Origin of the sequence: Winogradskyella sp. (assembly GCF_013213835.1) — a bacterium.
Taxonomy (GTDB): Bacteria; Bacteroidota; Bacteroidia; order Flavobacteriales; family Flavobacteriaceae; genus Winogradskyella.
Genome location: NZ_JABSSU010000008.1, coordinates 183,421 through 197,791, shown reverse-complemented (window position 1 = coordinate 197,791; position 14,371 = coordinate 183,421). Strand labels below are relative to the sequence as shown.

Genomic DNA, 14,371 nt, shown 5'->3' with positions numbered 1-14,371 from the left:
TCGTTACATATAATAGAATAATAACAACTTATCTAATACATATGATATCAAACCTACAAAAAGAAATACCATACCAAGCCAAAACGTATCGTGAAGTCTCTAAAAGGATGGTTTGGTGCTGAAAAATAATTAAATCCTGTAAAGGACGAATTGAAATGTTCTGCTTTTAAGAAAATCCGTGTCTGTCTTATTTTTGCATTGACGAAAAAGTCTAATACTGGAAAACCACCTATTTTAGTTTCATTTTGTGTATAAAATTCAGCTAAAAGCGGATCATAACCATTACCATTATATTCTGTAAAGTAATTTAATGTAATCCCTGTTTGCAATTTCATTGCTTTCTTAAAAATATCATTTGAATAATACAAGGTATTTCTTGTAATGAATGATGGTACATTAAGGACATCATCATCACTTATTACATTCTGATACATCACAGTATTATCTAATGCGAAATTACCTAGTCTTATTTCTTTATTTAATTTAAGTCTGAAATACTGTATTGGTTTACTATACTGCGCTGGTTTTATTACCCTGTTTTGATCTATGGTCTCTTGCAAATTAAAGTATGTGTAATTATCAATGTTGGACACATCGAAATCTGCATTAAAATATTTTTCCGAATTTACACTGAATTTAATTTGTTGAGTGTTTACATTATTAAAATCCTCATAATTATTCCAGTTGTAATTTATGTAGTCACTTTGGTAAAGTAAATAATTGAAGTTAGGTAAGCGAGAATTTATGTTAATTCCACCAAGTAACTGAACATCTTCAAACAGTTGCAGTCCTATATTACCTTCTAAATAACTTCCAACAAACTCATCAGATAAATTCAAACTTCCTTTACCTTCTATAATAAACTTCTTCAACGTTTTTTTATACGAAGCTTCTACACCTAGGAAATTTGCTTTAATTCTATTTGTAATAATTTCATCAGGAAAAATCACTATGCTTCCATAGCCATAGTTCAGATCTGAGTAAGATGCTGCAAACATTACATCGCCAACGATGTTATTTTTAAAGCTTACACCAAGAGTGGTCTTGAAATTCTCTAATGATACTTTATCGTTAATATCGTTATTAAAAGTATCACCAAAGAATGCGGTTGCTGGTAAACCATTTTGATAAAACTGAAAGTACTTATCTTCAAATGATATTTCATTTATAACACTCAACTTATTTGTACTCAAGGAATCTTTCTTATTTATGATTTTATAGGTTTGATTAAGATAAAATCGTCTACCTTCGAGCACACTTTCAGCATTCTCAAAATTCGGATCAAAAACGGATCGGTCAATAAATTCTTCATTACCTGATTCGAAATTCTCAATATCCTCATCTTTCAGCCCACCGTTTTCTTGATTTAAAAGATCTTGGGTTACCATATGCCCTTTAACATTATATCTGTTATTTTTAGATTTATAATTAATCGTAAATCTAAAATTCCCAGAGCTTGTTAAAGCATTTTGATAATTTCCTAGAGACCTGAGTGCCTTATATGCTAATGAAAAGTTGAATTGTTTGGATAAATTAACTGTAAAAAATGCGTCAAGCATCTGCCCCTGCTCAAAAGCCGTCTTATATGTCAATCTAGTCCAAGGTGTAGGGACATAATAATATAAAATATCATCTTCCTCGTAGTAATTAAAATGTCGAGCCCTGGCTCCAAAAAGAGGTAATGTACTTTGAGATACAGAATTTAATGTGAGTCTATTATAGGTTTGTCCGATATTAGCAAATGAAAGTAAACCAAATCTATCTCTTTGAAGATAATTAAATTCATAGTCTTTTGTTATAGTCAAAGTGGTATCAACTTGAATAGAGTCATTTCTCAAATTGATTCTTTTATACATATCTATTGTTGCTAAATCCTTAAATCCTTTAGATAACTTAGCTCTTGACGAGTCATTACCAAATTGCCTACTACCACTATTAGGAACTCGACCACCAGTCAGTTTTCTTTGAGCATTTAAGCTAAGACAAATTGAACTTAAAAATAATAGTGCTAAAATTTTAATCTTCATTATAACCGAAATCTTCAATAAACTAACACCAATTGGTATTATTTATTGCATGTGTAAAGTAACATACAATTTTTAACATAAAAAAGACCAACTATCTAAGCTGGTCTTTTTATTATTTCAATGGATTTTCTATTCTATTCAATTACTAACTTCCTAGAGGCCGTGCTGTTATTTTGACTAATGTTTACAACATAAACACCTGAGTCTACATTATCTAAAGAAATTAACTCTCTAAACAACGAACTACTAGTATAAGTATTACTAAAGACTACTCTTCCCCTTACATCGATTACATCAATATTTACATCTGAATTAGAGTTTGACAGTTCTGATTCAAAACTTACAGTAAAGCTACCATTTGATGGATTTGGATATACACTTAAATTATTACCAAAATCAGTATCTTCAACACTCAATGCTACATTACTACCCGTAACCACTAAAGAAAAATCTTGACTCTGAGGATCAAATGGACCACCAGTATTTCCCTGTAGCGTACCTTTATGAGTAACTGTCAAGGTATAGGTCCCTGTTGTAGGTGCGTCAATTTCTACTCTTTCTATATTATCTCTGATGTTATCACCTTTAGAATTAGAAAATCCTGTGGCAGGCGAATATTCCAAGCGCCATGGTAAAAATGTAGTACCATCCTTAGAGATACGTAAATCTAAATCATTAATTAACCTTGGTGTTTGGTTATTTAAACTTCCATTAGCTACAACAACACCAGGTAAATCTGTCCAACAAATTGTGGCACTTAATACATCACCAGCTTGAGCATTGAAGGTCATAGTATAGGTTTCACCATCATTTAATGTTAGTTCATCCAATACTGCTTGACTATTATTAGCATCGATTATCGTTTGAACTGATGCATTCGCGTCTAAGAATCCCCAACCAAACACTGGATCTGGCCCGTCAACCTTGATACTGTTAATAGGAGTCACATCGAACTCATCAATTGCGGTATGACAAACTAACGCCTTCAGCGTGGCAGAATTCATAAAATCACCATGAATTTGATTGTAATATTGTTGTAATAAAACTAATGTTCCTGTAGTATTAGGTGCTGACATAGAAGTACCTGAAAAGGTAGAATAAGTATTATTCTGCGTTGGAGAAAATAAATTCGTTCCATCTGCTGCAATGTCTGGCTTGATTCTTAAATCATCTGTTGGACCTTCACTACTACCCGCATTAATTACTAGATTTGAAAGCTCCCAATTACCACTAAATAAAGGTTGTTCAGAAACAGAAGGGTTAGCATTCGCAATTACCAAGTTATTTTTACCAACTTTATCTGAGGTTAACTTATCATATCCAGTAAATAATCCCCCAGTATAAGTATACTGACCACTATTACCAGCTGACATTACAGCTAAATATTTTGGATTATTTCTGTGAATATTATCAATACTTCGTGCCCCATTAGTATATGCACCCAAAAACCATGGATCAACATTATCCGCAGGTACTCCATAAGAGTGATTTGATAAATAAATTGGATCTGATATATCGTTATGAGCCGAAACCATCTCCGCCTCATCATTACTCCAATTGTATGACTTTACATTTACATTCGGAGCCATTCCTAAAGCATTGGCGTTTGTTCCATTTGCGGCAATAGTACCGGCAACATGTGTACCATGATTACTGAAAGTTCCTGTATCACCATCTACTACAGTAAAATCAATTACATTCATTCTAGATTGCCCTTGGGTATTCTGAAATTCAACATGGTTATTATCAGCTGGGCCACCATCCCAAACACCAACAGTCATTCCTGTGCCATCTAGATCCAAACCAAGACTACCACCAACTTGTAATCTGTCTGTCTTAGTACCTCTAGCTGCTTGAACATTTTCTGTAGATCTATAGATTGGTTTACCATCAATTACATCATGTATATGTGTAATATTTATTCCGTCCCTAAACGTTGCTTTTACGCTTGGGTTGTTTAATAGAAAAGTTGATACTCTTTCAGCTCTCAACCTTTCTTGTTCATTTAATTCTTTTAGCAGTTCTTGGTTGGCTTCAGACATATGGCTAAAATCTTCCTTTTGGGAATATGCAACACAACTAAAGACTACCATTACAGAGAGTAATAATTTTTTCATTTTCATTTAAGTGTATTTTCTTGCAATATAAAGATTATTTAAATTTTATCATAAACAAAAAAACTAAAGCTATCTTAAAAAGATAGCTTTAGTTTTTATAAATAAGTATGTAAATACGTATTAGTTGATTGTGAAAGTTGCAGATGACTGGCTTCCTGCCACAGCTGTTTCAGGAACAATAAATGAACCGTCTGGACCTGTCACACTAAAAGTAGGTCCACCATCACCGTAAGAATCGTATACTACAACACCATAATTACCTGGTACTAAACAGTAATCCCAAGATAATTCAGCGAAATCATCGTCTGGATTTACATATGGTCCACCAGACGCGATTACTGTTGCACCACCATTTAAATCATAAACTTCCCAAGAAGTTTCATTTGGCCATGTGTCTAATGTTAAGTTAAAAGATGCTACTGTACCTGGACACTCCTCGGTTACTTCAATAGATAACTGTGGACTACCAGTATTCTCAAATCCGAAGGCTAATGTTTGAGGTACAAATTCTAAGTTAGCATCATCAGTAATACTAACTGTTAATGTCCCCTCATTTGTTCCTCCTGGAATTGTAACAGAACTAGGTAATGTATAAGGTGATGCTAAATCAGTAGCATCAGTATTTTCAATAATATTGAAAGTTCTGTCTGATGATGCAACCTCTGTAGCATACACTTTAATATCAATAGACTCAGTTGCATTATTTGGAATAGCTACAGCTGAAGGTGCATTAATATCAAAACCTACAAAATTTGAAACTGGTGATTCTAACTCACCTTCACAGTTTGTTAGCACTAAAGTAAATAGTGCTAAACAAACTAATGATTTAATATATTTGAAATTCTTCATAAAAATTGATTTTAGTTATTTTGAGATGAAATATTTGGATTATTAATAATCTCAGTCTCAGGAATCTGGAATGACATCTCATCAGAATCATATTGGAAAGATTCACCAGCTCTAAACACGTGGTTAGTACCTCTTGTTACAGTTGCTTGGTTACGCTTCATTGCTAAATAAGATTTTCCTTCACCCCATAATTCAATACGAGTTTGTAAATAGATTGCATCTTGTAATGCCGAACCAGTTAATGGCGTTAAGTAAGTATTAGCATCAGCTACGTTACCATATCTAATTGTTAACAGGTCACGTAATCTGTTTTTAGCTGTAGTCTCATCACCAGTTCTAGCAGCACATTCTGCGCTTAGTAAATAGAATTCCTCAACTCTCATAAAGATATAATCAGTTGTAATTACAAACTGACCACCTGGCGTTCTACCTGGATCGAAGAATTTGTTGATTGGTTGTAATGCCTGAGCACCTGTACCAAACTGAGTTGACCTAATATCGTTCGCTGGTATCTGGCTATATAATAAGTCATCAATTGACTTTGTATCACCTGCCCACGCATAACTATATGTAAAATAATCCATTTGACCCCACCAGTTTAATAATTGGTGGCCTAAATCAGCAGTAATATCGAATCCCCATACCCATGATGGCGAAGCAACATCGTTAAATCCTGAACCTGCACCTGGGAAAGCTAATTCACCAGCTGGCATTAAAGGATAGCCTGCATTGATTACTGCATCTGCATAAATTTTAGCATTAGCGTAGTCTCCCATTGCAGCATAAGTATATGCTAATAAACCTTGAGCAACAGTTGTATCGATTTCACTTAAGTTAGTTCTAGTATAACCATCTAAGTTTTCAATTGCTGATAATAAATCACTTACAATTAAGTCATAAATTACAGAAGCCTCAACTTTAGCTGAATTTACCTGATCAATTGCATATAATGGTAAAATTGGCTCTGCAGGATCATATGCAGTTTGGAAAAATTGTGTTAAGTAAAAATATGCATAAGCTCTATATGCTTTAGCTTGAGCATTTACTCTTAGCGTATTTGCATCTAAATCTGAACCAGCATTGTTACCACCAGCTGTTTGAATAACAGAATTAGCTACACTAATTACTCTAAAGTAATAGTTCCAAATGATTTCATTTTCCTCACGTGTAAAATCTACAGTCGTTAATAAGTTAGCAGTATTATTATACCAACCAAATGTACTAGCAGATAACGCTGCATCCCCACTTACTACGTCAGACCAAATGTCAATACCTTTCTGACCTAAATCATAGTGACGACCACCAGTAATTCCTCCTGGATCGATCATAAAACCACTAATACCTGTAAGGTTACCTTCAATGATGTCCGGGTTATTTGCCGCAGCATCAGTGATACTTTCATCTGTAAGAACATTTGTATTTCTTACTGGATCTAAAAAATCCTCCGAGCAACCATAAAACAGGGTTACTGCTAATAATAAATAAACTACATTTTTTTTCATATTGCTTTTTTTTTAAAATTGAACTTTAGCTCCTAAACTAAAAGTTGTAACTGGCATGAAAATCCCTGAATTGGTTGTACCAATTGCTGTACTTGGATTTAAACCATCACGTCTACTTAAGAACATTAAATTATCACCTGCTAAAGTAAAACTTACAGCTTCTAATCCCATTGACTCTACAAATGATTGATTTAATCTGTAGTTAATGTTTACGTTGTTTAACGAGAAGAAATCTGCTTTTGTTAAGAATCTTGTAGACGTTGTATTTTGTTGACCGTCGTTACCAAAACCTGCCGAAGTTCTTGGCACATCAGTAATATCACCTGGCTGAGACCATGCATTTAAAATATCTCTGTGGTAGTTATTTGCACCAATTAAATCATTATCCATAAGAGTTTGATAACCTCTGTCTAATGTATAACCACCAATACTATAACTAAACTGTGCAGCGATATCTAAGTTTTTAAATCCAAAGTTTAATCTGAAACCTCCTCTTAAATCTGGTATTGCAGACTTACCTGTGAATAATGGTGTAGCATTTTGGATGTTGTTAGTAGTTGTTCTGCGAACATTTGCATTTGGCACTAAAGTTTGATACTCAAATAAGTTACCAGATGCGTTATCATTAATACCGTCGTTATCAACATCAACTTCAAAAGTACCACCATTGAAAGTAGATAATTCACCAGAGTCAAAAATTCCGTTGTTGTTTTCATCTACGTAGTACATGTACCATAAAGCTTCACCATTTGCAGGGTTAACACCAGCCCATTCTCTCATGTACCAATCCCATTGTGAACGACCTTCTCCAATGTTATTAAAATCATCAAAGATTGCTTTTTCGCCAGTAAATGGATCAGTTGGCATTTCAACCACCTCATTCTTAAATGTTTCACCATTTAAGTTGATAGAAAATCTAAAGTTTTCCTTTTCAATTATCTTAGCGTTGATGTTAAATTCTAAACCTTGGTTTAATAACTCACCACTATTATATCTAATATTCTCTTGACCTGAAGAAGGAGCTAAATTCGCAATCTGAATTAAATCAACCGTTCTTTTGTCATAGAAATCAACGTCCACACCTAATCTACCATCAAACCAAGTACTTTCGAAACCGACTTGGAAGATATTAGACGTTTCCCAAGTTAAGTTAGGATTTGCAGCAGTACCTGAAATTGTATAAGAGATATTACCGTTAGGATCTTGGTTAATATTGAACACTTGGAAACCATTTAATAATGCCGTACCAGTATCACCAATTACACCATAACTAGCCTTTAACTTTAAGAAATCAAGAGCACCTACGTTATCCATAAAATCTTCTTTTGTCACAACCCATCCTAAACCAACAGATCCGAATGTACCCCATTTATTGAAACGGAATCTTGAAGATCCATCACGTCTTAATGATGCTGTTAAGAAATATTTATCTTGGTAATCGTAATTTAAACCAGAGAAGTAACTATCAAGAGTCCATCCTAATCTAAACGAAGTCGCACGACCTAAAGGCGTAGTATACTGGTTTAAATCAGTAGCACCCTCAGTTATTGCTCTTTCAGCAGCACCTGTAATTGTTCTAAAACGATCTTCTGTAGATTCGTGAGCTACGAACAACTCAACATCGTGATCACCGAATGACTTAGTAAAACGTAATAATTGTAAGAAGTTCTGATTCGTTCTTAAATCATCGTCTAAGAATAAACTACCGCCAGAGTTTGCAGCACCACCATAGAATTGGTTGTTTAAGTTTGTATTTCTTCTTTGATCGAACTGACCACTATAACGCATTTCAAAAGATAACCAATCAGTAACATCGATACCTACATTAAAGTTACCTAATAGCGTATTAATATCAGATTGAGTCAAATCTAAGTTCGCTAATCCTATACCATTAGTCGCATTCCAAGCACGTCTGTTTAAACCAAAATCGTACTGTGCCCCACCGAAAACTGGATCTGGAACTAATACCCCTTGATCATCTCTTAAGAATACATCATAAATAGCTGGAGTAGTATAAACTAATGCAAATGGGTTAGCTGAACTACCTGCAGATCCTTGAGTACCTGAGTTTGTAGAACGTGCACCTGTCCACGCAATGTTTCCACCGATTGTTAACCATTCCTTAGGCTTATGCTCTAAATTAATTCTTGTAGTATATCTGTTATATGATGAATTCACAGCATAACCTTGATCATCAAGATACCCTAACGACACAGCGTATTTTGTGTTTTCATTACCACCAGAGAACTGTAAATTCGCCTCTGTTCTTACGCCAGTTCCGAAAGCAGCATCTCTCCATAGTGTTGGTGTAAAACGACGCTGAACTCCATCGTTAACTCTACCAGTTGCCGGGTTAATTAATTGATCACCAGGAACATTCCAAATATTATAGATATTATCAATTGTTTCACCTGTACCATCACCGTATAAGTTTGCACTTGCCCAAGCAGATGGATCAGCTTGCCCTAATAATTGACCTTTAGTTCTTAATGCTCTCCACTCAATTCCGATATACTCTTCAGGATTAGTGATGATATCATACTCAGGTAAGAATAACGTATTTACAGAAGTAGTAACATCTACAGAAATACGAGACACACCTGCTTTACCTTGTTTTGTAGTAATTAAAATTACACCATTTGCACCACGAGAACCATAGATAGAAGTTGCTGCCGCATCTTTAAGTACTACCATAGATTCAATATCTGATGGGTTAATCGACTGAATAACACCTGTAGCATTTCCATCGATTGGCGCACCATCTACAATATATAGTGGTAAAGTGTTACCGTTTAGAGATCCAAAACCTCTAATTCTTACCTCAGCAGTCGCACCTGGCGCACCACTTCGCGTAATTACATTAACACCAGCAACCTCACCTCTAAGTGCTGACGTTACGTTTGACACTACTTTATCGTCGATACCTTCCATATCAACAACAGCAGCAGTACCGGTGAAGGCTTCTTTTGTTGTTTTGCTATAACCTACAACCACAACTTCATCAAGAGCACTTCCCTCTGATAAAGCTACATCGTAAACACTAGCAGCACCAATAGTAACCTCTTTTGGGTCCATACCCACGTAAGAGATCTCTAGGACATCTCCTTCATTAACTCCAATAGAATACTTTCCATCGAAATCTGTTTGAGTACCTCTTGCAGTACCCTTTACAATTATACTAGCTCCTGGTAACGGCAATCCGTCTGAAGCAGTAGTAACTGTACCTGTGACTGTTTTCTCTTGTGCAAAAGAAAATTGCATCACGAACGCCATAAATAGCGTTAATAACCATGTTAACTTTAATTTCATAAAACAATTATTTGAGTTAGTCTAAATGCAAACATCTTAATTAAATATTAAATAAACAAGTGTTTATACTAAAAATATGTTAAGAAAACCGCTAATTCTTTAGCAATCTTAACGATTAAATTCTACTTTGTTTACAAGCCTTAACTCTACAGTAAGATGTAGATGTTTGTAATTGGTTGCGTCAAAAGCTTAAATTTGTTCAAAATTTAACATTTTGGGCTTAAAAAATCAGTTTTCGATATTTGAATACGAATGTGGTACAGACGAGGCTGGCAGAGGTTGTCTTGCAGGCCCTGTTACAGCAGCAGCAGTTATCTTACCAAATAAGTATAACAATGACATATTAAATGATTCCAAGCAATTAACTGAAAAGAAGAGAAAGACTTTACAACCTATTATTGAAATGGAATCTATTTGTTATGCTGTTCAACATGTACATGAGAACGAAATTGATGACATTAATATCCTTAATGCATCTATCAAAGCAATGCATCAATCCATAGACGCTCTAGACACTTGCCCTAATTTTATCATTGTTGATGGCAATAAATTTAAACCTTTTAAAAACATCCCTTACGAAACCATTATTAAAGGTGATGCTAAATTTATGAGTATTGCCGCCGCATCAATTTTAGCTAAAACGTACCGAGATGCTTACATGGATAAAATCCATGAAGAATTCCCGATGTACAACTGGATAAAAAACAAAGGTTATCCCACGCAGGAACATAGAGCAGCAATCAAAAAATATGGTATAACAAAATACCACCGTAAATCTTTTCGTTTATTACCTGAGCAATACAAATTGGATTTATAACTTTTTATATTTGTATCATATTTAATTTTTCCATGAAGAAATTTGGTGTAGTCCTATTTTTACTTATCACAGTATGTGCTTGCAGTAATAACAATAATAAATACCATAATCCCTACCAACTGTTACCAAAGGAGGTCAATACATTAATTAGAATTAACGAATTAAATGATTTTCTGAACAGTACAGAACATCATGATGTCTTTAAAAACATCAACAATAATAATCTTGATAAGATTAATGTCTTATTAAAACACTTAAACACTTCAAACAAAGTTGATGTAGGTTTTGATACAAATTCATCAGACTACATTTTACTTACCAAATACGATTCTACTTTATTACATTTAGACACTCTTAAAAATGTCATCTCTTCCACTTTTGAAAAGAGTAATATTACCCAAACCGAAATTGATTCTATTCTGTTCTATCATAAAACTATCGGTGATATTTTTGTAGGCTCTAATAATATAAATTGGATTGAAAATCTTAATAACAGGGACTGCAATAAGTCTCTCTATCAGCTAGCACAAACTACGAGTGATAAATCCGTCGCATCAATAATATTTGAATCAAATGATAATGCGTATTCTGATTTACTTTTTATTGAACAAGAAGACTCTTTAAATTTTGGTAAATTCTCAATGATAGATTTAATTTTAGAAGAAAACAGCTTGAGGTACAGCGGCCTTATTTCAAGCTTAGATTCTATTCAATTTAAATTGGATTGTTTTAAAAACACTATCCCACAACCTAATTCTTCTTTAAAAGTTATTCCAGCAAGTTCAAAAAATGTCATGAGTTTAACGTTTGATGATTATTCTGTATTCGAGCAAAACAGAAGCCAATTATTTCGTACTACTACCAAGAACACTCCAACCTTCTTAAACTACTGTAATGAAATTACATTAGTAGATAACGCTTTAATGGCTCATGCTCTTGACATCAATTTAGTTATTGAATCCATAGAAAATAGCACATTCGAAAAAACACATCGAGATATTGATATTTTTGAATTAGGTAAAACGAATATTCTTACGGATCGATTTCAACCATTCTTTAGTTTTGAAAACGCTAATTTTTATTTCATACATGAGGATTACATCATATTCTCAAATGCTATAGATACCCTAGAAAGAATTATTTCAGACATGTTAAACAACTATGTCTTAGCTGAAACAGCAGATTTCAAAAACAATTCATCGCTTCTAAGTGATGAGTCTTCAATTTTTATTTATAAAAACGATGAAAGCTTAAGTGATTTAATGAATACCGATTTTAAAGGATACAATACCAATATCGTACAGTATAGTTATGAGAATAATTACGCACACATCAATGGAATAATTCAAAAATCAAAACAAACTGTCAAAACTAATTCTGTAGTAGAAAAATTTAGTACAGAATTAGATGCTGAAATTATTGCTGGTCCTCAAACAGTAAAAAATCATGTCACAAAAGGTCACGATATCCTAGTTCAAGATGTAAATAATGTGCTTTATCTCATTTCTAACTCAGGTAACACTTTATGGAAAAAACAATTACAAGGAAAAATACTAGGTAAAGTAGAGCAAATTGATACTTATAAAAATGGTAGGTTGCAACTAGTATTTGCAACAGATTATGAAGTTTACGTATTAGACAGAAATGGCAACGATGTTGGCAAGTTCCCAATGAAATTTAAGGATGAAATCACTCAACCGTTGTCTGTATTTGATTATGATAAAACTAAAACCTATCGACTACTTGTCGCACAAGGTAAAAACTTACTTATGTATGACGCAAAGGGAAAGGCTGTTAATGGTTTTGGTTACAAGCAAGATTCTAATATTACATCCCAACCTAAACATTTCAGAATAGGAAGTAAAGACTATATCGTTTTTACAACAGAAAAAAAATTAAAAATACTGAACAGACAAGGTAGAATTAGAGTAGCTGTTAACGAGAAAATTCAATTTTCAGGCAATGAAATTTTTCTTTATAAAAACCTGTTTACAACAACAAATACACTTGGCGAATTAATTCAAGTAAATACTAAAGGTACAATTACAAGAAAAAACCTAAATCTCAGAGAAAACCACGATATAACGTCCACAAGTAAAACTCTAGTTAGCTTAGATGAAAACACGCTCAATATTAAATCTAGAAGTATCAATTTAGATTACGGTGATTACACAAAACCAAGAATTTTTTACTTAAATGATAAAATATATATCACTACATCAGATCTTCAAACCAAAAAGGTGTATTTATTTGACAGTCAAGCACAAAAAATCCCAAATTTTCCAATATTTGGATCTTCGAGTGCAGAATTACAAAAACTAGACAATAACAGAAGTCTCGAACTCATCACTCTTGCTGATAATAAGACAGTTATTGTATACAGCCTCAACTAAATTTACAAAACATTTGTGGACTTACTTTTTTATTTCTGAATATAACACTATATTTACACACCTATTAATCAAATAGTTATGCCGCTTAATTTCAGATTTTTATTACAATTAGTTTTCACAAGGGATTACTCTTAATTGCTGATGTGGCATAAGTTATTATAATAGTCAAAATTTTCAAGTCCCCTGATCTGAAAACGTCAAAATTTATTTTGACGTTTTCTTTTAGATAATAACTCTCCTTTTGTAGTATTGCAATTGCAATATTTTTCACTTTTAATAATGATAAAACGTCAAAAAGCTTCAATAAAAAATTGTATTATCCATAAAGTTGGCAACAAGTTTAATGATACTAAAAATGCATTTTCAGATGATGCTATTCACTTTGATGAAGCCACTTATAACCTTATGCTTCCTTATCTCTTAAAGCCATTTGTAAGTGCCACTGAAAGCTACCGTTTTCATCATCATAGTGATATAGGCCTGAATGAAATAAACACGTACAGCGATAAATTATTTAAAGATGAAATTGACTTTGTAGAGGCTTCTAAACATGTAGTTACACATCTTTATGAACAAAGTAACTCTGCACAAATAAAAACTGGAGATGTTGTTATTTGTCATTTTGAAAACATTCAGTACGAAGACTATTTCACCGATGCTATTGGCATTTATAAAATTGAAAATAAAACAGAGTTTTTTCAAACCTATTTAGAAAAAGGCAATTACGATATTTTTGTTCAAAAAGGTATACAGACGAAAAAAGTTGATAAAGGCTGTCTGATTCTAAATACATCAGACATGGAAGGAAAAATAGTTTTTAGTGTAGACAACAATACATACGACACACAATACTGGATAAAGAGCTTTCTAAACATTAAATATCCCGATGACAGCAACCAACATACTAAAAATTGCATAGAGCTCTGTAGAGAGTTTTCTAAAGAAGTTTTACAACCAAATTTTGGTGGACAAGAGCAGAGTAATTTTCTCGCAAAAACGGTTGATTTTTTTAAAGAAAATGAAATTGTAAATATTGAGACATTTAAAGAAGAAGTCTTTGAAGAAGAAGACCGAATTCAGCTATTTGAAGACTACAAAAAGCAATATGAATCTGAAAATCAAGTCCTTATCAGAAATCAGTTTGATGTCTCTGAACGTGTTTTAAAGAAGCAAAAACAAAAGATTAAAACCGAAATTAAACTAGACACTAACATCCAAATAAAACTCGACGTTGACGCACCTGACGCCTCCACAGAATACTTAGAACGTGGTTACGATGAAGAAAAGAAAATGCACTATTACAAGGTATTTTTTAATGAAGAAGGATAGCTAAATAACCTTCACCTTTTTTCATTAA

At 33.3% G+C, this 14,371-nt stretch carries 8 protein-coding genes; 3 read left to right on the top strand and 5 right to left on the bottom strand.

Translation table 11 applies throughout. From position 1 onward, the window contains the following. Positions 1 to 53: 53 nt before the first annotated feature. The 5 genes from HRU50_RS13365 to HRU50_RS13345 all read right to left on the bottom strand — a co-directional run bounded on the left by HRU50_RS13365 (position 54) and on the right by HRU50_RS13345 (position 9,804). The gene (locus HRU50_RS13365; RefSeq protein WP_296351596.1) at positions 54 to 2,027 is read right to left on the bottom strand and encodes a putative porin; all 1,974 of its coding nucleotides are present in this window, start codon (positions 2,025 to 2,027) and stop codon (positions 54 to 56) included. A gap of 134 nt (positions 2,028 to 2,161) precedes the next feature. Continuing rightward, complete coding sequence (locus HRU50_RS13360) at positions 2,162 to 4,144, bottom strand: S8 family serine peptidase (protein WP_296351595.1); 1,983 nt, start codon at positions 4,142 to 4,144, stop codon at positions 2,162 to 2,164. A 120-nt stretch (positions 4,145 to 4,264) separates the two neighbouring features. Continuing rightward, positions 4,265 to 4,993 (bottom strand): hypothetical protein, encoded by a 729-nt coding sequence (locus tag HRU50_RS13355; RefSeq protein WP_296351594.1) that lies wholly within the window; start codon positions 4,991 to 4,993, stop codon positions 4,265 to 4,267. An 11-nt stretch (positions 4,994 to 5,004) separates the two neighbouring features. Next, positions 5,005 to 6,495 carry a RagB/SusD family nutrient uptake outer membrane protein gene (locus HRU50_RS13350; RefSeq protein ID WP_296351593.1) on the bottom strand — a complete coding sequence of 497 codons (1,491 nt, stop codon included), beginning with the start codon at positions 6,493 to 6,495 and terminating at the stop codon, positions 5,005 to 5,007. A gap of 12 nt (positions 6,496 to 6,507) precedes the next feature. Continuing rightward, positions 6,508 to 9,804 (bottom strand): SusC/RagA family TonB-linked outer membrane protein, encoded by a 3,297-nt coding sequence (locus HRU50_RS13345; protein WP_296351592.1) that lies wholly within the window; start codon positions 9,802 to 9,804, stop codon positions 6,508 to 6,510. A gap of 214 nt (positions 9,805 to 10,018) precedes the next feature. Between HRU50_RS13345 and HRU50_RS13340 the strand changes: the two genes are divergently transcribed. From HRU50_RS13340 to HRU50_RS13330, 3 genes are all read left to right on the top strand, one after another. Further along, a complete protein-coding gene (locus HRU50_RS13340; protein WP_296351591.1) occupies positions 10,019 to 10,621 on the top strand; it encodes a ribonuclease HII in 603 nt (200 codons plus the stop codon). A gap of 32 nt (positions 10,622 to 10,653) precedes the next feature. Further along, positions 10,654 to 13,014, top strand: coding sequence for a hypothetical protein (locus HRU50_RS13335; RefSeq protein WP_296351590.1), 2,361 nt, complete (start codon positions 10,654 to 10,656; stop codon positions 13,012 to 13,014). 279 nt (positions 13,015 to 13,293) lie between these two features. Next, entirely contained in the window at positions 13,294 to 14,343 is a 1,050-nt protein-coding gene (locus HRU50_RS13330; RefSeq protein ID WP_296351589.1) for a nucleoid-associated protein, read from the top strand. Positions 14,344 to 14,371: the final 28 nt, after the last annotated feature.